Origin of the sequence: Psychrobacter pulmonis (assembly GCF_904846465.1) — a bacterium.
GTDB lineage: Bacteria > Pseudomonadota > Gammaproteobacteria > Pseudomonadales > Moraxellaceae > Psychrobacter > Psychrobacter faecalis.
Genome location: NZ_CAJHAT010000001.1, coordinates 463,429 through 488,698, shown reverse-complemented (window position 1 = coordinate 488,698; position 25,270 = coordinate 463,429). Strand labels below are relative to the sequence as shown.

General features: G+C 42.4%; 19 protein-coding genes and 2 pseudogenes. 11 read left to right on the top strand and 10 right to left on the bottom strand.

Translation table 11 applies throughout. The annotated features are described in order from the left end of the window. Window positions 1–499: 499 nt before the first annotated feature. Both JMX70_RS02050 and JMX70_RS02045 read left to right on the top strand, forming a co-directional pair. Window positions 500–1,489, top strand: coding sequence for a LysR family transcriptional regulator (locus JMX70_RS02050; protein WP_068407091.1), 990 nt, complete (start codon window positions 500–502; stop codon window positions 1,487–1,489). Window positions 1,490–1,862: 373 nt separating this feature from the next. Beyond that, complete coding sequence (locus JMX70_RS02045; protein WP_201589160.1) at window positions 1,863–3,251, top strand: NAD-dependent succinate-semialdehyde dehydrogenase; 1,389 nt, start codon at window positions 1,863–1,865, stop codon at window positions 3,249–3,251. A gap of 221 nt (window positions 3,252–3,472) precedes the next feature. Here JMX70_RS02045 and purN read toward each other — a convergent pair whose 3' ends face one another. Beyond that, window positions 3,473–4,174 (bottom strand): phosphoribosylglycinamide formyltransferase, encoded by a 702-nt coding sequence (gene purN / locus JMX70_RS02040; RefSeq protein WP_201589157.1) that lies wholly within the window; start codon window positions 4,172–4,174, stop codon window positions 3,473–3,475. Further along, window positions 4,174–5,223: a phosphoribosylformylglycinamidine cyclo-ligase gene (purM, locus tag JMX70_RS02035; protein WP_102077247.1), complete on the bottom strand. Its 1,050-nt coding sequence runs from the start codon at window positions 5,221–5,223 to the stop codon at window positions 4,174–4,176. Before purM ends, purN begins: the two co-directional genes overlap by 1 nt. A 374-nt stretch (window positions 5,224–5,597) precedes the next feature. Here purM and JMX70_RS02030 point away from each other — a divergent pair, with 374 nt between their 5' ends. The 3 genes from JMX70_RS02030 to JMX70_RS02020 all read left to right on the top strand — a co-directional run bounded on the left by JMX70_RS02030 (window position 5,598) and on the right by JMX70_RS02020 (window position 8,486). After that, on the top strand, window positions 5,598–6,704 hold the full coding sequence (locus tag JMX70_RS02030) for an AI-2E family transporter (RefSeq protein ID WP_144297031.1): 1,107 nt from the start codon (window positions 5,598–5,600) through the stop codon (window positions 6,702–6,704). A 217-nt stretch (window positions 6,705–6,921) separates the two neighbouring features. Further along, window positions 6,922–7,725, top strand: coding sequence for a DnaA regulatory inactivator Hda (hda, locus tag JMX70_RS02025; RefSeq protein ID WP_201589154.1), 804 nt, complete (start codon window positions 6,922–6,924; stop codon window positions 7,723–7,725). A gap of 62 nt (window positions 7,726–7,787) precedes the next feature. Further along, the gene (locus tag JMX70_RS02020) at window positions 7,788–8,486 is read left to right on the top strand and encodes a DUF2057 family protein (protein ID WP_201589152.1); all 699 of its coding nucleotides are present in this window, start codon (window positions 7,788–7,790) and stop codon (window positions 8,484–8,486) included. Window positions 8,487–8,645: 159 nt separating this feature from the next. Here the strand turns inward: JMX70_RS02020 and JMX70_RS02015 are convergent, their stop codons facing one another. After that, window positions 8,646–9,134 (bottom strand): Dps family protein, encoded by a 489-nt coding sequence (locus JMX70_RS02015; protein ID WP_068407074.1) that lies wholly within the window; start codon window positions 9,132–9,134, stop codon window positions 8,646–8,648. A 361-nt stretch (window positions 9,135–9,495) separates the two neighbouring features. After that, on the bottom strand, window positions 9,496–10,161 hold the full coding sequence (locus tag JMX70_RS02010) for a YcxB family protein (RefSeq protein WP_191692326.1): 666 nt from the start codon (window positions 10,159–10,161) through the stop codon (window positions 9,496–9,498). Between the two features lie 532 nt (window positions 10,162–10,693). On the opposite strand from JMX70_RS02010, the gene serS reads away from it, so the two are divergent. From serS to JMX70_RS01995, 3 genes are all read left to right on the top strand, one after another. Continuing rightward, a complete protein-coding gene (serS, locus tag JMX70_RS02005) occupies window positions 10,694–11,980 on the top strand; it encodes a serine--tRNA ligase (protein ID WP_200661650.1) in 1,287 nt (428 codons plus the stop codon). A 279-nt stretch (window positions 11,981–12,259) separates the two neighbouring features. Further along, complete coding sequence (gene tkt, locus JMX70_RS02000; RefSeq protein WP_201589150.1) at window positions 12,260–14,257, top strand: transketolase; 1,998 nt, start codon at window positions 12,260–12,262, stop codon at window positions 14,255–14,257. Window positions 14,258–14,569: 312 nt separating this feature from the next. Continuing rightward, the gene (locus JMX70_RS01995) at window positions 14,570–14,761 is read left to right on the top strand and encodes a hypothetical protein (protein WP_198328945.1); all 192 of its coding nucleotides are present in this window, start codon (window positions 14,570–14,572) and stop codon (window positions 14,759–14,761) included. A gap of 160 nt (window positions 14,762–14,921) precedes the next feature. Here JMX70_RS01995 and JMX70_RS01990 read toward each other — a convergent pair whose 3' ends face one another. Next, window positions 14,922–15,527 (bottom strand): YceI family protein, encoded by a 606-nt coding sequence (locus JMX70_RS01990; RefSeq protein WP_201589148.1) that lies wholly within the window; start codon window positions 15,525–15,527, stop codon window positions 14,922–14,924. A gap of 312 nt (window positions 15,528–15,839) precedes the next feature. Here JMX70_RS01990 and JMX70_RS01985 point away from each other — a divergent pair. Next, window positions 15,840–16,953: pseudogene (locus JMX70_RS01985) on the top strand (RNA-guided endonuclease InsQ/TnpB family protein). A 30-nt stretch (window positions 16,954–16,983) separates the two neighbouring features. Then, window positions 16,984–18,015, top strand: a complete 1,032-nt coding sequence (locus tag JMX70_RS01980) for an NERD domain-containing protein (RefSeq protein WP_201589146.1) — start codon at window positions 16,984–16,986, stop codon at window positions 18,013–18,015. Window positions 18,016–18,039: 24 nt separating this feature from the next. Here the strand turns inward: JMX70_RS01980 and JMX70_RS01975 are convergent. The 5 genes and pseudogenes from JMX70_RS01975 to JMX70_RS01960 all read right to left on the bottom strand — a co-directional run bounded on the left by JMX70_RS01975 (window position 18,040) and on the right by JMX70_RS01960 (window position 23,248). Continuing rightward, window positions 18,040–18,800 (bottom strand): IS5 family transposase gene (locus JMX70_RS01975; RefSeq protein WP_201589144.1). Its coding sequence is split into 2 segments (ribosomal slippage): window positions 18,040–18,131 and window positions 18,131–18,800, totalling 762 coding nucleotides; the frame shifts between segments, so codons are not numbered across the junction. Window positions 18,801–18,892: 92 nt separating this feature from the next. Then, window positions 18,893–19,069, bottom strand: a pseudogene (locus JMX70_RS12435) (divalent metal cation transporter); the annotation flags it as partial. Between the two features lie 173 nt (window positions 19,070–19,242). Beyond that, window positions 19,243–20,670 carry a sodium:solute symporter family protein gene (locus JMX70_RS01970; RefSeq protein WP_201589142.1) on the bottom strand — a complete coding sequence of 476 codons (1,428 nt, stop codon included), beginning with the start codon at window positions 20,668–20,670 and terminating at the stop codon, window positions 19,243–19,245. Window positions 20,671–20,727: 57 nt separating this feature from the next. Then, window positions 20,728–21,783, bottom strand: coding sequence for a histone deacetylase family protein (locus JMX70_RS01965; protein ID WP_201589140.1), 1,056 nt, complete (start codon window positions 21,781–21,783; stop codon window positions 20,728–20,730). A 706-nt stretch (window positions 21,784–22,489) separates the two neighbouring features. Then, window positions 22,490–23,248, bottom strand: a complete 759-nt coding sequence (locus JMX70_RS01960; RefSeq protein ID WP_201589137.1) for a UTRA domain-containing protein — start codon at window positions 23,246–23,248, stop codon at window positions 22,490–22,492. Window positions 23,249–23,517: 269 nt separating this feature from the next. Between JMX70_RS01960 and hutU the strand changes: the two genes are divergently transcribed. Further along, window positions 23,518–25,236 (top strand): urocanate hydratase, encoded by a 1,719-nt coding sequence (gene hutU / locus JMX70_RS01955; protein ID WP_201589134.1) that lies wholly within the window; start codon window positions 23,518–23,520, stop codon window positions 25,234–25,236. Window positions 25,237–25,270 lie beyond the last annotated feature (34 nt).

Below are 25,270 nucleotides of genomic sequence, written 5' to 3'. Positions count from 1 at the left end.
TTAAGATGTGCTTGCCAGTTAAACCACTTATTAGCCTAAAGCGTATATAGCATCAATTCAAGCCTAAAAACTGCCGCGAGCAAAACGCCAAATTTATAAAAAACGGCTTGCATAATAAAGCTTACGCAATAAGCTTTCTGACCATCTTTTAGTATAAAAATGCGATAAAATAGCAGCCATCATTGATTCGTTAAAAGCCGTGCTGATGGCATAAGATTTGAAAATGACTTATCAGCGCTTGCTAAGCACTATAGCTAGGTTACCCTGATTTATCTAGTTTATGATTATTATCTTGGGTATTTCATTTGGTTATAGTATAGATATAACAATGGCTTGAGCAGGGTAAACTGGGGTATAATAAGCGTATATTAAAATTATTTAGATAGAAAAACGCTTGATTTAAGCAGTCGCAAAACAATTTTGTAAAATAATAGAACGGAAGATGCCGCGCTTTTTTAAGCTTATGGTGGCATTTATTCTACGGTAAAGAGAAATAGATATGAATTTGCAGCGGGTTGATTTGAATTTGTTGGTACATTTAGATGTACTACTACGTGAAAAAAACGTCACACGTGCAGCTGAGCAGCTCGGCATTACCCAGCCGGCGATGAGTAATATTTTGCGGCGCCTACGTAAGTTGTTTAATGACCCGTTATTGGTGCGCTCATCGGAAGGTATGACGCCGACCGAACGCGCGCTTGAGCTGCAGCCGCGTATTCGTGAGATATTAGCAGATTTGACGCAAGTGCTTGAGCCGCGTACTGAGTTTCGTCCTTATAGTACCTCGCGGGTTTTTCGTATTATGACCTCAGATTATGCTGAGGCGACTTTGGTGCCAAAACTGGTCAAAGCGCTACGCTCTGAAGCGCCCAATGTGATTTTGGATTTCTTGACGCCCTCTGATGTTTCCTACCGTGATATGGAACAGGGGCGCGTAGATTTAGCGATTAACCGTTTTAATGAGATTCCGCAAAGCTTCCATCAAGTATTGGTTTGGCGCGATACATTTAGCTGTTTGTTATCTGCTGAAGGGCCATATGCCAATCGTTTTAATTTAAAAAATTATCTAAAAGCGCAGCATGTTTGGGTGTCCAAAACAGGTATGGGCGTTGGCTTTGGGGTTAATCCAGAAAAATCAGGTGGGCTTGGTTCTATCGATCAGGCATTGCAACGTTTAGGGCAAAAGCGCCAAATCAGCGTCTTTACCCGTCACTATCAAATGCCAGCGATGCTTGCCGCCAATAAAGATTTGATTGCGACTTTGCCGACGCGGGTGGCGAGAATGCAGGCCAATAATGACAGTATCATTATGGAAGAGCCACCATTCTTTATCCCTGAGTTTGAGCTGACGATGGCGTGGTCACCATTGTTACAGCATCACCCAGCGCATCGTTGGTTACGTCAGCTGATTATGCATGTGGCACGGCAAGTAGTCGCCGAAGAAGAGAATCCGCCACCAGAGATTCCAGTCATTAACCATTTGTTTTAGCACAACTTTTAAAGAACCAGCGCATGTATCATGGGCTGGTTTTTTTATTGCCTCTATTTTTTAGATCAACCTTTTTTAATTTAAAAGCTCCTTAACTCAAAAGATTTTCTAAATTTAGTTTTTTTAAATAAAGCCAGTCTTTATAAGGGTGTCACACTATTAACATCTTACGCACACTTCTTCATAACTTGTAAAACTACCGCTGGTGCATTTTGTTATGCTAAATGGACATTAAGAAAAAAGACAACTAAAGCGAGCATTGTTAAGTGATTCGATAATATCGACACACTTAACGATAGAATATTTCTTAGTCATCATGGCTCGTTTAATAAATATCCATTACATAATAAGCAAATAAATAAGGACAATTATCATGGCAGATATCACCACTGTGAACCCAGCAACAGGTAAAGACATTAAAACTTACACTTATATGAGCGATGATGAAGTGAATAAAATCATCGATGCCTCACACGAAGCGTTTTCAAAATGGCGTTTGGTTGATGCCGATGAACGCGCCAAAGTCATTAACTCGATTGGCGAGACGCTAATGAAGTATAAGGAAGAGCTTGCGAAGCTAATGACCGAAGAGCGTGGTAAGACCTTAGAGGCAAGCTTAGCTGAAGTAGATTTATGTAAAGCGATTTGTGATTTTACCGCGAGTGAAGGCGTCGCTGCTTTAGCTGACGACGAACGCGATATCGAAGGCATTAAAAAAGGTCTAATCAGCTATGATCCTATCGGTATTATCTATGGTATCCAGCCGTGGAACTTCCCAGCTTACCAAGTATTCCGCTATACCATTGCTAACTTGATGGCCGGTAACAGTATCCTGCTTAAGCACGCATCCAACGTGACTGGCTCAGGTCAATTGATTGAAAAAATCATGCAAGAATCTGACTTACCAGAAGGCTTATTCCGTGCCTTGATTATCGATCATGATCAATCTGAAAAAGTGATCGAGCACGAGAAAGTACGCGGTGTTACCTTAACGGGTAGTGATGTCGCTGGCCGAGTAGTGGCGCAGCAAGCGGCCAAAGTACTGAAAAAGACGGTTATGGAACTTGGCTCGAATGATGCCTTTATTGTGTTAGAGGATGCCGACTTAGACTTAGCAGCAGCAACTTGCGCCCATGCACGTTTATACAATAATGGCGAAACTTGTATTGCAGCCAAACGCTTCGTCGTTGTTGATAGTGTCTATGATAAATTCCGTGACCTCGTTATTGAAAAATTCAATGACTATAAAGTTGGCGATCCAATGGAAAAGTCGACGGACGTAGGCCCGATGTCGAGTAGCAAACAACGCGATACTTTGCATAAGCAAGTACAAGAAAGCGTAGATAAAGGCGCGACCATTACGATCGGCGGTGAAGTACCTGATAAGCCGGGCGCGTTTTATCCACCAACGATTTTGGAAAACATCAAACCTGATCAACCAGCTTATAAAGATGAGTTATTTGGTCCTGTTGCCGCGCTTATTCGTGCCAAAGACCAAGACGATGCTTTCCGCATTGCCAATGACAGTCGTTATGGTCTCGGCGGTGCTATCTTTTCAAAAGACGAAGAGAAAGCGATTAATTTAGCCCAGCAGCATTTCGATACGGGGATGGTTTACATCAATGGCTATAATTTGGTCAATCCAGGTCTGCCATTTGGTGGCGTGAAGGATTCAGGCTATGGCCGTGAACATGGTGGCTTTGGTATCAAAGAATTTGTCAATATTAAAGCAGTACATGTGGTTAATAAAAAGCCTGCTTAATTATTAAAGTGTTTTAGACTGTTAATCTTAGATACCTCGTTATTCAGTAACGAGGTATTTTTTTTGCTATTGCTATATAGTCAAAATATCCTAAAAACGCGACGATATCAGCAGTGCGTGATGTATCGATATTACTTTTCAATCACTATATATTATCTTTGACTTAAGCATAAAAAAGCAGAACCCGTTATGGATTCTGCTTTTTAGTTTATTAGAAAAGCTTAAACATCTAACCATAGCTTTAGCGGTAAAGCCGGTAGATAAGATGATTTAGTATCATTAGGTGGATTATCTAAGTCAATAATACCTTTAGCAATCAGTAATAGGGTCCACGGTAAGAGTTGATGCTCACCTTTTTGTACGCGTGCTTGCAGGCTATCCGCAGTGTCTTTGTAATCAACTTCAAGCAGCGCTTGGGTCAACACCGCACCGGCATCAAGCTCGGCGGTGACCACATGAATACTACAGCCATGATGGCGTTCGCCCGCTTGTATCGCGCGCTGATGGGTATCTAGGCCCTTATAAGCAGGCAGCAAAGCAGGGTGCAGGTTAATCATTGGCGCAGGCGCATTATCGATAAATGAGGCGCTTAATACGCGCATAAATCCTGCAAGCACAATCACATCAGGCTGCCAAGCGCTTAGCTGTGCGCTGGCATGGGTTTCAAAAGTTTTGATCCCCATACGTTTGCCGCTCGCAACGTGAGATAAGACGGCAACTGGAATCGCAGCGTCATTAGCGCGTGTGATGGCATAAGCGTCTTCACGGTTACTGATGACGCCAACAATCTCAATCGGTAGCGCGCCAGCTTGCATGGCATTAATCAATACTTGCAGGTTGCTACCACTACCAGATACCAAGACAGCGACGCGTAACGGTTTAGCTAATTTTTTTGCAATACTTTTTAAATTGTCGTCTGGCATTAACGGTACACCACGGCGTCCGCTTCACGGCTCACCATTTCACCCAATTTCCAAGCGTTTTCGCCTGCATCATTTAAGGTCTTGATAGCAGCTTCTGCTTTGTCTTTAGGCACAACGATGACAAAACCGACGCCGCAGTTAAAGGTGCGGTACATCTCACTTTGCTCGATATTGCCTTGGGTTTGTAGCCACGTAAATAGCTCTGAGAACTGCCAGCTGCTCGTATCAATGCTAGCGGCTAAATTATCTGGTAGTACACGCGGCAGGTTATCGGTTAAGCCCCCGCCGGTGATATGTGACATCGCATGTAAGGCTGAGCTACCAAGGGTATCTTGCAAGGCTTTAATGGCTTTAACATAAATACGTGTCGGCGCCATCAGTGCATCCTGAATAGGCTGACCATCTAATTGCTCATCGCTTGTCGTGACATCAACGCCGCTGACTTCGATGACTTTACGTACCAATGAGTAGCCATTAGAATGCGCGCCGCTTGAAGCAAGGGCAATCAATACATCGCCCTCGCTGACGTTTTCACCAGTGATAACTTCCGCTTCTTCGACTACGCCGACACAGAAACCGGCTAGGTCATAATCATCATCTTGATACATGCCCGGCATCTCAGCGGTTTCGCCGCCAATGAGCGCGCAATTTGATAATTTACAGCCTTCGCCAATGCCCGTGACAACAGTTGCCGCGACATCGACATCAAGCTTGCCCGTTGCATAATAATCTAAGAAAAATAATGGCTCAGCACCGCAAACCAATAAATCATTGACGCACATAGCCACCAAGTCGATACCGATGGTGTCATGACGGTTTAATTGCAAGGCCAATTTAAGCTTGGTACCGACACCGTCCGTACCCGAAACCAACAACGGTGAGGTGTAACCAGTCGGAATACGACAAAGCGCCCCAAAACCGCCAAGTCCGCCCACAACCTCAGGACGAGAGGTGGCTTTTGCCACTGATTTAATACGTTGCACCAACGCATCGCCGGCATCAATATCGACGCCAGCATCTTTGTAGCTTAAAGAAGGCTTGTTACTCATGGTCATCTCACAAATTTTATAAGGAATGAAGGTCGGTCAGTAGAAAAGCGGATCGGTCGTGTTAATTTTGCAGATAGTGCGCGCATTATACCCAAAAATGACCCTTAGCCGCAAAGCAACTTACCAATATTTGGCGGATATTTGCAGAAGAGAGCTAATAAAGCCGTCTTAGGTACAATAAAAAATTAAGAAACAAAAAATGACTGATTTTTTGTTCGACTCTGCGATAATAGAACGCCAAAGTCGTTGGCAAAACCTACGACGATGACGCTGCTAATGACCATGACAAATATAAAGCCGCTGAAGACATATTTCAGTGAACAAACCATTAGACGCCAGAATTTTACATAGACTTAATCGTAGGGTTACCCTTAATGATAAACCAACCAATAGATCCCTTTTTTCGGCGCTTATTTATCGTCGTTGCGATTGTTATAGCGGTATTCTTATTGTATTTGATGATGCCGGTTATCGTGCCGTTTGTCGTGGCTTTTGTACTGGCTTATTTATTTAATCCACTGGTTAAGCGTTTATCAAAATATATCAAGCGTTGGATAGCCATTATCATCGTTTATTCGACGATTACGCTTGGCATGGTGCTGCTGCTTTGGTGGTTAATACCGACCTTATGGCATCAACTGCAAGCGGCATGGGAATATCTACCCAAAGTATTAAATTGGTATAACCAAGTTGTACGTGAGTGGTTTATCAATAACAGCCGTATTCGTCTGCCAGAATTAGAAAGCAAAGGTTTCTCTGATACTTTGGTTGATTATATGCAGACCAATTATAAATTCGCTGATGCCAGCAGCATGATGAGCCAAATTTTGGTCTCTAGTATGAATTTTATTAATAATGCTGGCTTGATTGTACTGGTGCCGATTTTAACCTTTTATTTCCTATTTAATTGGGATCAGCGTCTGCATACTTGGAAAATGGCAATTCCGGCGCCTTATTGCAAAAAGGTGGTTGCCATTGCTAAAGAATGCGATCAAGCCTTGATGGCATTTATTAAAGGTCAATTATTGGTCATGGTATTATTAGGCGTCATTTATGCTGTACAGCTCCAGCTTATTGGGCTTGAGCTTGGTTTGATTATTGGTATGGTGGCTGGTATCGCAAGCTTCGTACCGTATTTAGGCTTTGGTATCGGCTTTATCGCCGCGATTATCGCCTCTTTATTCCAATTTGGTTTAGACTGGACTTATCTAGCCTTAGTGGTTGGCGCGTTTTTGGTCGGACAAGCGGCAGAGGGTTATATTTTACAACCGTTATTGTTGGGCGACAAAATCGGTTTATCGCCGTTATGGGTTATTTTTGCCGTATTGGCAGGGGCAAGCTTATTAGGTTTCGTCGGTATGCTGATTGCGCTACCGGTGTCCGCTGTGCTTAATGTCTTATTCCGTCATTTATACGCCTATTATCAATCGACTGACTTTTATAAAGGCCGTAAACAATTGGCGTTATTTGAAGAAAAATAAATCGCCCAGACATTCTATGAATAATGATAGATTGGGCTTAATGGGTAAAAGACTTGTCAGTCATTTTGCAAATATGTTATATATAGGCGCAGTATTAACGGTATTTACCGTTATTAGGTTGGCTTTGCTAAATGTGAAAGTTAGCAAAGCCAGTTTACAGAATATTAGTCGTTTAGCCTTTTTAGTGATTGCGCTACGCAAACCGAGTTGATGATTCATGGCAGAAGCACAGCTAAGTCTCAATCTGGACATTAAGCATGATGCGAGTCTCAGCGACTTTGCCGGTCCAGGTTGGATGTCTATTATCGATGCAGTGCGGCAGCTACATGTCGGCCTGATAGGTCAGCTGTACCTATTTGGCAGCCCAGAGACGGGCAAGTCGCACTTATTATCCGCCATCTGTGAGTCGTTTATTGAGATGGACAAATCAGCGATTTGTCTGTCATTAAATGAGCTGATTCATACCGATGTCAATGTTCTATCTTCTTTAGAAAATTTTTCCCTGATTGCGATTGATGATTTAGAAGTGCTTGAGCAAAGCAGCCAATGGCAAGAAGCCTTATTTCACTTAATTAATCGTAGCCGAGAGGGGCAACGGCAGCTGATTTTTGCCTCCAACAAACCCGCGACCGAATTACCTTTTCAGCTAACAGATCTCCTCACCCGTTTGGCGCAGTCACCAAGCTTTAAAGTGCCAACCGGTCATGATTTGGCAGACCGTCAAGCTTTGCTACAATCTATCTTACGTCGCCGCGGTTGGCAGTTTGATGAGCGTATTATCAATCATTTGCTCACCGAAGGGCCGCATCGTATCGGCGCTATGATGGACGTCCTAAATTACATTCAGCCGATGTTTTCTAACCTTGGTCGTAGTAATATATCCAAAGCGGTCATTAGCGATGCGCTGCGCACGATTGATGAGCAGACACTTGCCGCAGAGCTTGCCGATATCGCGCAGGAGACGCAAGTAGATAATGAGGTCGCCAACCAAGATCAGCATACCATGCCGCTTGATTTTTAATATAAACCGCTATCTTTCTGTAGAAATTTTAGAAAATACCTTTACTATTCATGGAATAACTTATGAAAACAAACGCTTCTTTGCTAAAAAAACTGACGATGGGCACATTACTAATTACTGCTGGCTCAGTCTCTATGCTATCGCATGCGGCAGTGACCTTGCTGGTTGATGACCATATCAAAGTAACCGCTATTAACGGGCAGGAAATTCAGCAAAGTGCGTTTCAGCCATTAAAGAAATCTTTTACCTTAGAGCCAGGTCAGCATGCGATTACCGCTAAATATGACCGCTTATACAATTTGCCGCGTGATGAGCACGATTATTTGCGCTCGGGTAATGTGAGTGTGACGGCAGAATTGGTGGACAATCAAACCTATCGTCTTACCATGCCAAATCAGCCAGAAAAATATGCAGCGGCCAAAGAGTATGCTAAGCGTCCAACCCTAGCGGTGCAACAGAATAATACGGTAGTTGCCAGTCAGCAAGCTTTGGAAGGCAGCCAAGGTGGTTTGCTATCAGGTTTGGGTAAAACATTGGGTGGTGTATTTGGCGGCGCAAATGATGCTGAGCTACAAAACCAACGTGCCATTGCTGCGTTAGGTCAACCTACTGCCAGCACTGTCAATACAGGTGCTGTGACCACAGTTCAGCAAACGACAAGCGCTACTGCCTCTACCAGTACTTTAGATCAGTTTATGCAACTTTGGTTACAAGCAACGCCAGCAGAGCGTGAAAAAATACGCCAGTGGATTGAGAAGTAGAATAGGTTCAGCTATTGAAAGAGCTTAACGTTTATCGATTTTTAGCAAAGCGAACACAAAAAAAGCACCTAAATTAGGTGCTTTTTCCTTACTTACTATCTATTCAGTTAATAAACGAATTGAGTGATAAATGGTTTTATGTATTTATCTGTTTAGCCGTTATTTAGCCAAAAAAGCGTTATACATCCAAATCAGCTTTTCTTGTTGTTGTACATACTCATCAACTAAATCGGCTGTACCTTGGTCTTCAGCTCGTTCTGCTAATGCTGATACTTCGCGTTGCTCTTCAATCAGTGCTTGTAGGCCAGTCACTACACCTTGCACACAAGCATTACCGTCTTTAACGTTTTTATCTTCTTGAATGTTGGTATGTTGACTAAAGTCGCTATAAGCATGCAGTGGCGTGCCACCCAAGGTTAAGATACGCTCAGCGATTTCATCAATTTCTACTTGCAAATTGGTATATAGCTCTTCGAACTGTGGGTGCAAGGTGAAGAAATGCTCACCTTTTACGTTCCAGTGATAACCACGTACGTTGATATAAAACATATGATAGCTTGATAGTAGATCGTTTAACTTATCAATCACTTCGCTCATATCTGCTTTTTCTAGACCGATTTGGTTGGTTGCATTATTAGTATTACTCATAATATTATCCTTATAGTTTGAGTGTTGATTTAAGAGACTGGTTATTTTTATAAACTTAGACTTAATCATCTAAGGCAAATGTAGAAGTCTAAGAGTGTAGCAAGTCATCTCCTGCATTGCTATGCTCGTTATATATCTTCTACAGGTTTTTAGGTCTCTATACCTTGTCTGTTTATGCTTATTATAATAGCAAAGATACTATGATAAGTTAAATTTAATTAATATAAGGCTGCGATTGATTTTATAGAATTATAAAATCACAGTATCCACGCTATTCATACTATTTTATAAAGCCAACACCTATACAAGTTTAATGCTGAATTATAAAAAACGACCAATCCCATTAATCTAAATGCCACTTTTAACGTTTTGCAGGTGGCTGTAAGTTTTCAGGGTTTAAGCCTTTAACAGCAATGACTTCTTGTAGGTGCTGACGTACGGTATCGATTGGGAATTTTTGCGTTTGTAAACGCTTAGGAATGATTTGGCTGCCTTGTTGACCTTTTAGCTCAAACATCATGAAAATATAGTCATCAGTTTCATCCCAGCTTTTGACGGCGCTCCAAGGAATGACCGCCTGCTGAGTGCTACCAGCACGCATCTGCATACCGCGCATCTGATTGCTATTAAACATATCAGGCTGATTGACCGGCATTGCCATGACCAGACCATGCTTTTGCACGCCCAATTTCATTTGACGCATCTCATCAGGCATTTCTTGGTCAGCAACTTGTTTTTCAAACTCTTTTTTGACATACCATTTAAAGCCAAGGGTACGTACCAATAGATAAATGACCACCGCCGCTAGCATCAACCAAAAGATAATGGTCGAATAACCAGTTAAAAAAACCAAGCCTGCGATGGCTAATATGACGACGACCGCCATAATAATCCACTCTTTCATCTTAATACTCGACAGACCAAACGACGGGCTGGCACTGGCAAATAGCTCATATTGGGCTTGATGAAATTCGGCCTCGGTTAGGTTTAAGGCGACAGGTTGAAGGGTGTAGGGGTACAGGGCCATAAAGGTTTCTCAGATACGTATGTTAAAAGCGTGGGATGAAAAGCGCCAAACCGAAGCTGTAATACTATGCTGGGCTGGGCTTGGCTGGAAGTAGAATAAAGATATGCGCTTATCTTACCGAAAACTGCTCTTAAATGAAACATATAAGCGGGTCTGTCGACCAATAGCTCGGTTATTTTTCAGATAGCATCCTTATTTATACTAAGGTCAATGAGAGAACTTGATGCATAAGAGCATGATGTGGCTTCTATTATTTGTTATTTAACCCATAAAGCTTGTGCAAAGAACGGGCTAGATTGTGGCAAAATATAGCCAAAACATGGTCAAATCTGCTTGGTATTGGTATGATAGTGACTATTATTTATTATTCAGATTGACGTGGCCTTATGGCAAAGCTTTATAATGGTTTTATAAGGCTTTGCGCGCTATTTTTTGTTTTATCTCATTTATGGCTAGTGATATCTAACCACTATACTTGGCTACTATTTTCATTTTTCTTTCTTACTCACTTTTGGCGCTACAGGCAACTATTATGATTGACCCAAAACTCTTACGCGGTGATTTAACGGATTTACAACAGCAGCTGGCCACGCGTGGTTATGCGCTTGATATGGCGTTTTGGCAAAGTATCGAAAACGAACGTAAGTCTTTGCAAGTCAAAACCGAAGAGCTGCAATCGCGTCGTAATGCCGGTGCTAAGCAAGTGGGTGCGCTAAAAAAATCGGGCGCAGATGCCAGCGAACTGTTGGCTGAGATGCAAAGTGTCAGCGGTGAGATTAAGACAGCTGAAGATGAGCTGCGTACCTTGCAAGAACGCATTAGCCAAGCGGCCATGCAAATCCCAAATATCCCAGCCGCCGATGTGCCAGTCGGGACATCAGAAGATGATAACGTCGAAGTGCGCAAATGGGGAACGCCGCGCGCGTTTGATTTTGAGATTCAAGACCATACTCATATCGGTGAGACGCTAGGTATGCTTGATTTCGAAGCCGCTGCAAAATTAACAGGTAGCCGTTTTAACGTCTTAAAAGGTCAGCTTGCGCAAATGCATCGCGCTTTGATTCAGTTTATGCTCAATACCCATACCATCAAGTACGGCTACACTGAAACCTATGTGCCTTATATCGTCAATTCTGAGAGTTTAAAAGGTACGGGTCAATTGCCGAAGTTTGAAGATGATTTGTTTAAATTGACCAATCATACCAATAACGAAGGTACAGATTTTTATCTGATTCCAACGGCCGAAGTGCCCATGACCAACTTGGTACGCGGTGAGCGTTTGGATATCAAAGAGCTGCCGTTAAAATTTACCGCCCATACGCCATGTTTCCGTAGTGAAGCGGGCTCGCATGGTCGCGATACCCGTGGTCTAATCCGTCAGCATCAGTTTGAAAAAGTTGAGATGGTCAATATCGCTACCGCTGAGCAATCAGATGACTTACTTGAGGCGATGACGGCACAAGCTGAGTACATTTTGCAGCAGTTGAATCTGCCGTACCGTGTGGTCAAACTATGTACTGGCGATATGGGCTTTGCCGCTCAAAAAACTTATGACATCGAAGTGTGGTTGCCAAGCCAAGATACTTATCGTGAAATCTCAAGCTGCTCAAACTGTGGCGACTTCCAAGCTCGCCGTATGGGCACGCGCGTTAAAGATGGCAAGCAAACCAGCCTAGCGCATACGCTAAATGGTTCAGGTTTGGCAGTCGGTCGTACGTTATTGGCAGTGATGGAAAATCATCAAAATGCTGATGGTAGTATCACCATTCCTGAAGCATTGCGTCCGTTCATGGGCGGAGTTGAAACCATTTTAGCTTAATGATTTAGTTTTTTATCTAAACTGCGGGTTGGTTGCTGACTCGCGGTTTTTTCATACGTATTGGTTTAATAAAACTGATACGAATGATTGTTAAATACAAACGCTTCTGTCAGCGCATTTTTAGATTGCCAGATGGCAAATATGTTAATATTGCATGTGATTTTATAGTCTATCTTTTGATGACATCCATTGTATTTTTGTCGTATTTCTGATGGATTGCCCTCTGAGTAACCCTTTCTCTTATGCTCCATACTTTTCATTCGAATATTAGGACACTCTATGCCGACCCCAATTAATGAACGCAAACTTGCCAATGCCATCCGTGTACTGTCGTTCGACGCGGTTCAAAAAGCCAATTCTGGACACCCAGGCGCGCCGATGGGCATGGCTGATATTGCCGAAGTATTGTGGCGCAAATTTTTAAAGCACAATCCTGCTGACCCGCAATGGCACAACCGCGATCGCTTTGTACTATCAAACGGTCATGGCTCGATGCTCATTTATTCCTTGCTGCATTTATCAGGCTATGATGTCAGCGTTGATGATTTAAAAGGCTTTCGTCAGCTGCATTCAAAAACTCCAGGCCATCCTGAACTTGGCTATACGCCAGGGATTGAAACCACAACGGGTCCACTAGGTCAGGGTATTGCCAATGCCGTTGGTTTTGCGATTGCAGAGAAGACACTAGCGGCGCAGTTCAACCGTGACGGCCATAACATCGTTGACCATCATACTTATGCGTTCTTAGGCGATGGCTGCTTGATGGAAGGTATCAGCCATGAAGTTTGCTCATTGGCTGGGACGTTAGGTTTGGGCAAATTGGTCTTTTTCTATGATGATAATGGCATCTCAATCGATGGCGATGTCGAAGGCTGGTTCACTGATGATACGCAAGCGCGATTTGAAGCGTACGGCTGGCAAGTCATCAAGGTTGACGGTCATGATACCGATGAGATTACCAAAGCCACTGAGCAAGCCATTGCTGAGACCACTAAGCCAAGCTTAATTATTTGTAAAACGACGATTGGTGCTGGTAGCCCAAACAAGCAAGGTTTAGCAGCCAGTCATGGTGCACCACTTGGTGATGACGAAATCGTCTTGACCCGTGACGCTTTAGCATGGACTCATGCGCCGTTTGAATTAGATGACGAAATCTATGAAGCATGGGATGCTAAAGCTAAAGGCGACGTACAGCAAAAGAACTGGGATGCGGACTTTGAAGCCTATAAAAAAGCCTATCCAGAATTGGCAAGCGAGCTACTACGCCGCTTAAACGGTGAATTGCCAGCGGATTTTGAAAGCCAAGCACAAGCCTATATTCAGCAAACGCAAGAGCAGGGCGGTGATGTTGCCAGTCGTAAAGCCAGTCAAAATGCGATCAATACCTTACAGCCGTTACTACCAGAATTGTTGGGCGGTTCAGCGGATCTGGCAGGTTCAAACCTTACGCTATTTAAAGGTGCGAAAGGCATCGAAAAAGATAGCGATGGCAACTATATCTATTATGGCGTGCGCGAGTTTGGTATGACCGCGATTGCCAATGGTATCGCGTTGCATGGCGGCTTTATCCCTTACGTGGCAACCTTCCTGATGTTTATGGAATACGCGCGTAATGCGGTACGTATGGGCGCACTCATGAAGCAGCGTGTGATTCATGTTTATACTCATGACTCTATCGGTCTGGGTGAAGATGGCCCGACGCATCAGCCAGTTGAGCAATTAACGAGCTTACGTACCACACCAAATCTACGCACATGGCGTCCGTGTGATGCGACCGAATCTGCTAGCGCTTGGGTTGAAGCGATTAAGTCCGAAAACAATCCATCAGCATTGATCTTTAGCCGTCAAAGCTTGCCACATCAAGCACGTGATAGTGAGCAAGTCGCTAACATCGCTAAAGGTGGCTATGTGTTAGCGAAAGAGGAAGGTGAGCTACAAGCGATTATCATCGCGACAGGTTCAGAAGTTGGTCTTGCTATGCAAGCGCACGCAACATTGAGCGCAAATGGCGTTGGCGTCCGTGTCGTCTCTATGCCATGTGCCGAGATTTTTGTAGAGCAAGATGCTAGCTACCGTGAAGCGGTATTACCAGCTAATATCCGCGCCCGCGTAGCGGTAGAAGCAGCACACGTCGATTACTGGTATAAGTTTGTCGGTCTAGATGGCAAAGTCATTGGTATGACGACTTATGGTGAATCCGCGCCAGCTGAGGAGCTATATCAAGAGTTTGGTATTACTACGGAAGCGGTGGTTGATGCGGTGAATAGTTTGGTTTAATAAACCTAACTTAGTTAGCGTTTAAACAAGAAAGAGCTACTAGAAAAATATGGTGGCTCTTTTTTTTGTGATTAACTTTTGGTTTTGAAATATTATAAAAGCCCTGTAAATAGATTGCTGGGTAGGTTAGTGTCGAGACTTAATGCACCATGAGTCGTTAAATGGTAACGCAAAGTTCGACCAGCCGCCCTATAACCAAGCTTAATGTGTTTTTTTAGTTGACCGTGGTTAGTGTTATATCTATTTTGCTAATTTAAAGCGAGCTTAAGGACGTGTACCTGTTTTGTACTGGCACGTTGATTAATAGACAAGGTGCGTCAAAAAGAGCTAGATAAGCATCATCAAAAAGAACAGGCCAAAGTTGATAAGAAGATTCAAGCAATGATAGACGATATCAACCAAAAGGCAATGAAAAAGCAGGAAAAAATAGATACTAAAATTCAGAAGAGAAGAAATAAAATAGATAAGACTGGTATAGCAGAAGAGCAAATATGGCAGTACTAAAAACGTTAGAAAATATGTTTATAATATTTAATCTATTTTCGAGTGATTTTTAGGTCATAATATTTTTAAATAATTAAGCGTTTCTGTAAAGAACGTCTTGAAAATCTATAATGTTATCTACCCAACTTAGAAATTCTAAGTTGGGTTTTTTGTCACTTAATCAATTAGCTGCAATCAGCTTCCCTGATATTTCAAGCGGAATGATATTGCTAATCAGTTTCGGGAAGGCTGTCACCCCGTAGTTATAGCGATCGACCATGCCTGTCGCGCGAAACTTTAACGTCGGTTTAGAGGTGGCGGGGTCAATCTCTACATCAGATAGAGTCACTCTTACCGTTAACGGTTTGGTTTGACCTAAAGCGGTAAAATCGCCCGTGACATTGGCTTCTTTCGGCGTGATCATCTTGATTTTTTTTGAGACAAACGTCATCGTCGGATATTGCTGCGTATTGAGCAGCTCTTTACGGCGCAAAAAAGAGTCACGTAGCCTGCGCTCGGTATCGATGCTATCGGTATGCACGGTAAAATTAATGGTCGTACTCTCAGGCTTTTTGACGTCATAATTGATCGATCCATTTACTTTACGAAACTTACCGTCAGTGGTCGCCTTGCCTAAATACTTGACCTCAAAATCAGCGCTGGTCTTAGGCACGTCCAGTTTCCACTTTTGTGGCATCGTGTTGGCGGCGACTCCCATTATAGGCAAAGATAATAATAAAGAGGTACCAAGCGTAATCTTTAACAAAGAGGCGGCGCGAGTATTCATACGTATAATCCAAAGGGTGATATTAAAGTCGTCAGTATTGAACATGCTTTTAGGGCACAACTGAGCGTTATAGCTGAAATAATAATACGATAGCCTACTACAATTGTGCTGTTTCAATGTATTATTAAAGTTATGAGCGATTTAGAAGTAAGTCTTATACTGGCTTATCGCTTAAAATAACCAATTTGACTTTTTATCAAAAAGCGCCGTAAAACCATGTCCCTTCTAGGGCGTGGATATCAGGCGTCAGCTATTGTCGCTCAGCCTTAAAACAGACTTGTCAACCAAACTTATTAAGACCATAATCACTCTATGAAAACGCTCAAGTGTCGCATCAAAGACAAACACGCCAATCAGCTAAATAAACTGGCTGGTGCAGTTAACTTTGTGTGGAACTATGTAAATGACTTGAGTTTTAAACATCTTCAACGCACCAATCATTTCTTTTCAGCTTATGATATTGCGGCTTATGTAAAAGGTAGTGGCGAGCTGCTAAACCTGCACAGCCAAACCTTACAAGCCATCACCGAAACCCATGCTAAATCTCGCAAGCAATTCAAAAAAGCCAAATTAAACTGGCGAACCAATAACCCAAAATCTAAGCGTAAATCACTTGGTTGGATTCCTTTTAAAAAAGCAGCAATCAAATACGTAGGTATCAAAAAATCAGGAAAGAAAAGTCTTAAATCCACCATTCAATTTAGCCTGGCTAAAGGCAAGAAGCTGACCATCGACGTGTGGGATAGCTATAATCTAGCACTCTACACCATCAACACCTGTGAGCTTGTGCAAGACAGTCGCGGCCACTGGTATGCCTGTATCACCATTAAAGAGTACCCAAAAATTGAGTGCGGTACAGGCGAAACTGGTATTGATTTAGGTTGCAGGGACTCAGCAACGACAAGTAATGGTGAGGTACTAAAAACCAAAGTCACGCAGCAATACGCTAAAAAACTAGGCATTGCTCAGCGGGCTAAAAACAAACAAAGAGTTAAAGCGATTCACGCCAAGATTAAAAATTCACGCCAAGATTAAAAATACACGCCAAGACTTGATTCATAAATTTACCACCAACCTTACCAAGACTAATAAAATAATCATCATTGGCAAACTTCAATCAACATCATTCACTAGGGGCAAGCTAGCCAAGTCCGTCTATGATGCAGGTTGGTTTGAGATTAAGCGGCAACTGGCCTATAAATGCGAGAACGCAGGTTGCTACTATGTTGAGGTGAATGAAAGCTACACCACCCAAACTTGTTCGTGTTGTGGCTCACGCCAAAACAGTCCGAAAGGTAGAGCAAACTTAGGAATAAGAGAATGGCTTTGCGAGTGTGGTGTCACTCATGACCGTGATATTAATGCGGCAAAAAATATTCTCGCGCTCGGGCTTGAGCGTCTAGTAGTAGGAATCCCCTCACTTTAGGGAGGGGAGGAAGTCAAATAGTAGAAAACCATGTCTTTGATGTCCAGCTTTAAAGGTATCGTCGGCGAGACCGTCATCAATGTGGCCATGTGGCTAAAACTTGAAAAAGACGTTTATCATCGTCTAAACAATATCACTTTGCCATTAGCAAATGGCGGCAGCACCCAAATTGACCATGTCATCGTTTCTAGGTACGGCATCTTTGTCATCGAAACCAAAAACTATAAAGGCTGGATATTTGGTAACGAAAAGCAGCGACAATGGACGCAGGTCATCATGGGTCGCAAGTATAAATTTCAAAATCCATTGCGGCAAAATTATTTGCATATAAAAACGCTGTCTGATTTATTAGAACTGGAGATGAGTTATTTCCATTCGATGATTGCCTTTATCGGCGAGTGTGAGCTTAAAACTCGTGATGAGTTACCAGAGTACGTATTGACGAGCGGCATGGCATCTTATATCAAGAAAAAACAAGATAAAATGCTTACCGATGAAGAAGTCAAAGCCATTGTTGAGCAAATTGAAAACAATCGATTTAGCAAGTCTTCGCGTACTAACAGAGCGCATAAAGCCTATTTAAAAGAGAAGCATAATCCTTCAAACAAGCAAGCTAGTGATAAACCAAATGCTAAGTCAGTTACTACATCAGCGAATCAGCCTGCGCCTGAATTAATAGTAAAACAACCTCCTAAAAAGACCATTCTTCAAAGCAGAGAAGTACTGCGATGGTCTGGGCAAACGGAAGTTGAAGCGGGCGACGCTCCGTTTGTCCCTTCTAGCAATGTTCTGCCTATCTCTCAACTGATTAATGATGATTCTGTCTTTATTACCCCATTTGAGGTTTTGGAATCAGAGCCGAGGATAGAGAAAGCTGCTACTAAGGAGCCTTCTATTATCGAGCAAGTTGAAGCGTCAATCATTTCTGATAATACTCCCGCTTGCCCGAAGTGTAATAGTGAGATGGTCAAGCGCGTTGCTAAAAAAGGTCAGCAGCAAGGTCAGCCCTTTTTTGGTTGCAGTCAATTTCCTAAGTGTCGCGGTGTGGTGAATATTAATTAGGTGATATTAGGGTGTGTATAGAATTCAAATGAGTGGCAACCAGATAAAGACACAAGCAAGCATTACCGCTGCTGCATAGCTATCTTTGAGCTTATCATATCGCGTGGCAATGCCCTAAAATGTTTCAACCTAGCAAAAGCGTTTTCTACCAAGTGACGGCAACGATACAAATACCAGTCTAGTGTGTCATTGTTGCTGTTTTTAGAGTTCGACTTAACGGGTATGACTGACTCAGCACAGTGCTTGAAGATACACTCTCTAATATCACTACTATCGTAGCCCCTGTCTGCAATCACCGCTTTAGTCTGGTTATTAATCGTGCTATCTATCAACGTCTTTGCCATCTTAGCGTCATGCACTTGCCCACCTGTCAGCTCAACATGTATAGGGTTACCACAAGCATCGACCACTAAGTGCAGTTTGCTGCTATTACCTGCAACACTTTTACCAATGGCCTCATCAAGATGACTGGCTGCACCTGAACTATGCTGATGAGCTTTGACCACGCTACCGTCTATGAATAACCATTCACTATCATAGTTTGCTGTGATTATTTTCATGAGCTTTTGCCATTTACCGGTTTTACGCCAATAACGGTATTGATGATATATGCGAGACCAATGACCGAAATAAGAAGGTAAGTCTCGCCATGGACAGCCTACTCTTATGCGGTACAGCATGCCTTCAACGGTACGTCTTAGATTGGGCTTGTTATATACGTTAATTTGTCGCAATATAATAAATAGCTTGTGCCAAAGTTCATCGTTGAGCTTGGTGCGAGTCATAAGTGATGCCTTATCTCTTTGTTGTGGTAAACAGTAGAGTAAGGCGTTGCTTATGTTTTTCAATGGTTCCTCAATTCTATACAGCCCCTAGTTATTATTATAAGACCTGCAAGCTGCCAACCATAAGTTGCCCCAGCTTGAGTGGAAGATATTAAATGCGAGCCACCGATAGCTGCAGATGCCAATAAGATACCTGGACCAAGGGTGCGCCAACTGAAGTTGTTTTGCACATCGCTATTAATCGAAGTAGAAGTTAATTGTTTAGACATAACAGCCTCGCACTAGTAATAGTAAAAAACGAAGTCTGACTATCGGCTGCACTTACTGCTTTAAAATAAATCTCGGCATAACCGAGCATTTTTAGAATTGAAACCCTCATACTCAACATCCTTGTTGTTTTTAATTAATCAAATCTTAGCCATGTCTAATCAATTTAAATGCCTTAAATGTCATAACTTGTGTCATTCGTCGCTAATGACACAAAAATAACCAGACAAATCGAAATTGGAAAACCCACGAATATAGGATGCAAACCGAATGGGTGGCCGAGGATTTGCCAAATTACTGCTACAATAAGACCAACCCACATTGCCAATGTTCCACCTAATCGAGTTGCTTTTTTCCAGAACAATCCAGCAAGGACTGGCGCTAGTAAACTTGATACTAACATAGCTGCACCTGTCACCCACAAGCTGACTAACTGAGGGATATATAGCGCTAAGAATAAAGAGAAAACTGAAACCAATACAACTGAAACGCGACTATATTTTAATAGGCGACTATCCAAATCAGGTGTTTCTTCGAGTCTTGGTTTAATGATATCGTTTATAATTGAAGAGGCACCTGCCATACAGAAAGAATCAGCTGTTGATATTACTGTTGCAAGTAGAGCAATAATCATAACCACAACCATCGGAAAGCTAAATACTTCGCCAATAATTGTATAATAAGTAAGGCTTGCTTCAATCTCACCTAGATTCAGTCCAAAACGCCCCATAACACCGGTTGAAATAATAAAAACGCCTGTTATAAACGTCAAAATAATTGAAATCCAGTAACCATTTCTAGCTATCTTAGCGCTTCCGGCAGCCCAAAATCTCTGCCACAAGTCTTGTCTCACAAATTGATAAGCCCCAATAGTTAATAAGTAAACCAAAACTTCTGAAGGGGCTATACCAAGAATACTTAAAAAGTCATTCTGATTGGCAAGCGCAGCTTGTCTAGATACTTCTTGCAAGCCACCGGAAGCTATGATGACCGTTACAAAAAGCACAAAAACACCAATGGTTTGTATCGTTCCATGAAACGCATCTTGCCAAATTACTGACTTCATTCCCCCATAATATGTCTTTAAGGTAAGCAAAACCCAACTGATTAAAATACCTGTCGTTATATCTAACCCCATTGTTAGATTAAGTACGGTAGCAATGGCTGCAAATTGCATTCCGGTTAACGAACAATTAGCAACCAAGACACTAATAACAGTAGGAATTCGAGCGCCCTCACCAAACCTCAAAACTGTGAAATCTGCAATCGTTACCATGTGATATTTTTCGCCAAGGATACGAATCTTCTTTAACAAGAACCCAAGTGTAAGTATGCCTGAAATGGCAATTGCTAGATTGAGCCATTGCTGACCCATTCCATATAAGAAGCCGTTTTGCATGAAACCTAATAATGTCGCACCACCAACTGCAGTCCCTACAAAAGTTAAAACCAGAGGGAATATTGATACAGATCTTCCCGCAACGTTATAATCATCGTAGGTTCTAATACTTGTCTTATGAATATAAAAAGACACTCCAAATAGAAAGAAGAAATATACCACCACCAAAGAACCTAAAATCAAACGTTCAGTTGAACCATACATACTTTGCTCCCTTTTTTTTTATCTGTTGAATTCCTTTTAACAGATATTGCTCGCTTTTTAGTTGTTGATTATATCTTTTGAGAGAAACCCAGAGATAAAAGCTTGTAGGTTCTCATTAAGCTTTTCTATGCAATAACCTCCTTCAACCAGCACAATAATAGGTTTATTTAGTGTTTTAAGTTTCTGTGCGAGGGTTTTAAAACCTTCCGTACTAACGTTACATTTGGCTTGTGGATCATCTTTATAGATATCAAACCCTAAGACATGAACAATAACATCTGGGTTAAACAGTTTTAAAGTTTCGATTGAGCGATCAACATAATGAAAAAATCCAGCTTCATCTGTACCGTGCGGCATCGGAAAATTGATGTTATAGCCATAACCCTCTCCCTCACCTCTCTCATGCTCATGACCAGCGACTACAGGATAGAAATTGATGGGGCTACCGTGTACAGAAGTGTATAGCACATCTTTACGGTGATAAAATATTTCTTGAATACCTTGACCGTGGTGCATATCTGTATCGATGATGGCAATCTTTTGAAATTTTTGACGAAGATACTGCGCAATGATGGCTGCATTATTTAGATAACAAAAACCACCTGCTGCGTTTTTACGAGCATGATGACCTGCAGGTCTGGTCAGACATATTTGCACATTATTTTGATTATGGTTTTGATTGACTTCATCCTTTAATAAGGCATCAGCAGCGTTTAGTGCCGTTTGAGCTGACCAATAAATAGAGGTCCATGAATGTTCACCAATAGGTGCACTACCATCGGCTTGATATTTCGCCGCTTTTGCTAAGATTCCAAGACCAGAATTATTCTGAATATAAACGGTCGTCTGAACTTCCTCGCCCATTTCCTCATCGACAGCCATCCACTCATCATAGCCGTGCTTTAAAAAATCAACATAATCCAAATCATGTACGGCTAAAATCGGCGCGATTCCTATATCTTTAGCGGTCGTTACTGCTAAGCCTAAATCTTTTGGTGCCTTCAAAAGCTCAACCAATCGCTCAGGTTTTTCTTGAGGCTCACGCATTTGTCCACGCGAGAAGTAAGACTTTGGATGATGAAGTTTTTGATTTTCATGACTATAAATTTTCATGCTATACATTCCTTTGTTTCTAAGACTCAGTTTCTAAGATCCAGTTTCTAAGACTTATTTTTTCGATTGATAAGCGTGTGAGCTTTCTACCAAAATTATCTATATCACTTAATAAACCTAAGGGTTTATATTAAAATTTCTAATGCGCTTTTCAAAACGAATTATCGTTAACGATATAAATCATATCACTAATTAATACTTATCTAATATATGTTGCCAAAAAGTCACAGTCAAACGTTATAAATTAATAGCGAATATAAGTATTGCTAATACCCAATAAATCAGTATTTGTTAAGTCTATTTAAGAAATAAAATTGAAATCATTCCTGTAGCAAAAATTGTCCAGAAGACAGCTACAATAAAAAAATTAGTGAGGATTAATTGCAGAATAAATAACGCGTAGGAGATACGGTAATTGGTTATAGAAGATGCTAAATAAGATACATACTTTGAATACATACGCTAGACTGGTACAAATTTTGCTTGCATAGCTGGGCAATATCCCGATATTAACTGCGCTATTTTCCTTATATTTGGCGGCAATTTATCTCATTTTTATCACCATTTCTAAAATGAGGAAACGCCCTAGTTAGATACGCTATCGATAAAAATAGATGGGAGAGTTGATTTATAGGGCTCGAAATCAAAAATCTTATACTAAGAGATTACCAGATTCGTCAATGAAAGCTTTATTTAAAAATAAAGCCTACAGCTCTCCTGCAAACTGATAACGATCTCCTGCATGCCACATCTTCACAAAGGTCAGTACCCGCCCTGCTGAATACGTCTGACGGCGCAGTACTAGCGTTGGCGACTGCGGTGCAACCTGCAACGCATTTGCAATTTCATCAGGTGCTGCCACTGCGCGAATGGTATAGCTACCGCGCTCTAGTGGGCTTTTGGCAATGAGGTAATCGCTGGTATTGACCACGCTAAAATCTTGCTCGAGAAATTGTGGTACTTTTTTCGCATCTACCCAGCGCTCTTCAAACTGTATCGGCTGACCATCAGCAAAATGAACGATTTTTACTTCGTATAACACAGCTATTTCACTGATACGAGTATCCTCTGAATCAGAGGATACTACTGCTGTATCAAGATCAAACTTGCCACGCATTTCATCATCTAACATGCTCGCAGTAATAGCACGCTTGCTCACAACGTGTGCCTGATAATCACGATTGGCCGATTTTAAATCTTGAGCGATATTACGCACTTCCACAAAAGTATGATTAAACTGCTGCTGGGCAACAAACGTCCCCGACCCTTGCCGGCGTTCTAATACCCGCTCTTCACTCAATTCCTTTAAAGCACGGTTGACCGTCATACGAGAAACACCAAACTCTTCTGCCAACGCCATTTCGGTAGAAATCGCGTTGCCCGCCTGCCATTTACCTGAATGAATATTGTCTAATATCGCATTTTTAATGCGCTGATATGCCGGAATCGCCTTTATCGTATCCATTTTTAACCGTTAGTTTTGCCAATAAGAATAGCCCTATAGTAACACGAGACAATCATACAGACCTCAGCAAAACCATATAGCAGCTGTCGATTCATCCAAACACTCTTAAAAATAATGCGGCAATCAAGAGAAAAAACTTGCATGAGAAAATGATTCCTGATAATTTGTATATACAACTTTACGGCAGTATAAATAAATTTAGCAGACTGACCTTATAAGACTCACTTTGATTGCCATATTGCCTCAACAGATATCACAAGGATAGGATCATGACTACTGATAATGGATTGAATAAAACCCCTGCATATACTCGCCGTGACGAGAGTCGTAATATCGCTGCGCCGACTGGCAGCACACTACATTGTAAAAGCTGGCTGACCGAAGCCCCTTATCGCATGCTGCAGAACAACTTGCATCCTGATGTGGCTGAAAACCCAAAAAGCTTGGTCGTCTATGGCGGTATCGGACGCGCAGCCCGTAATTGGGAAAGCTATGATCAAATCCTGGCGTCATTGAAAGAATTAGAAGATGACGAGACCTTACTGGTGCAATCTGGCAAGCCTGTTGGCGTCTTTCAAACTCATGAAAATGCGCCGCGCGTATTGATTGCCAACTCAAACCTCGTACCGCGCTGGGCAACGTGGGAGCATTTTAACGAGCTGGATCGTAAAGATTTATTTATGTATGGTCAGATGACAGCAGGTAGTTGGATCTATATTGGTACCCAAGGTATCGTTCAAGGGACTTATGAAACCTTTGTCGAAGCAGGTCGCCAGCATTATAACGGCGACTGGACGGGACGTTGGATTTTGACTGCTGGTCTTGGTGGTATGGGCGGCGCGCAGCCACTCGCCGCGACCTTTGCCGGAGCAACTTCACTAAATATCGAGTGTCAGCAGTCTAGTATTGATTTCCGCTTGCGTACCGGCTACGTCGATAAGCAAGCGGATGACCTCGACCATGCTTATGAACTCATCAAGCAACATACCGCAGCTGGTGAAGCGGTTTCTATCGCCCTACTTGGCAATGCCGCCGATATCTTACCTGAGATGGTCAAGCGCGCCAATGCAGGTGAACTTAAACCTGATTTGGTCACTGACCAAACCTCAGCACATGATTTGATTAACGGCTATCTACCAAGTGGCTGGACGGTTGAAGCATGGAAAGCCGCACAAGAAGACCCGGAGCAACACGCTGCCTTAACCAAAGCCGCTGCTCAGTCTTGTGCCGTACACGTACAGGCGATGCTAGATCTACAAGCGATGGGTATCCCAACAACCGATTATGGCAATAACATTCGTCAAGTTGCTTTTGATGAAGGGGTTAAAGATGCCTTTAATTTTCCGGGTTTTGTCCCTGCTTATATTCGTCCGCTGTTTTGTCAAGGTAAAGGTCCCTTTCGCTGGGTCGCATTATCAGGGGATCCAGAAGATATCTACAAAACCGATCAAAAGATTAAAGAGCTTTTCCCTGAAAACCAGCACATTCATCGCTGGCTTGATATGGCAAAAGAGCGCATTCAGTTCCAAGGTCTACCGGCACGTATCTGCTGGTTAGGTCTTGGTGAGCGTGATAAAGCAGGTCTTGCTTTTAATGAGATGGTCAAAAATGGCGAGCTTAAAGGTCCTATTGTCATCGGTCGTGACCACTTGGATACCGGTTCTGTTGCCAGCCCAAACCGCGAAACAGAAAGTATGAAAGATGGCTCAGATGCGGTGTCAGATTGGGCATTATTGAACGGTATGCTAAATGTCGCAGGCGGTGCCACTTGGGTATCCTTGCATCATGGCGGTGGCGTAGGTATGGGGTACTCACAGCACTCAGGCATGGTCATCGTCGCTGATGGTACTGATGCGGCAGCCAAACGCTTGGCCCGAGTATTAGTCAATGATTGTGGTTCTGGCGTTATGCGTCATGCAGATGCAGGCTACGAGCTGGCGATTAAAACTGCTCAGGATTATGGTCTAAATCTACCGATGATTAAGTAGTTTTCATAGAAAAACAGACAACATGATTTTATCA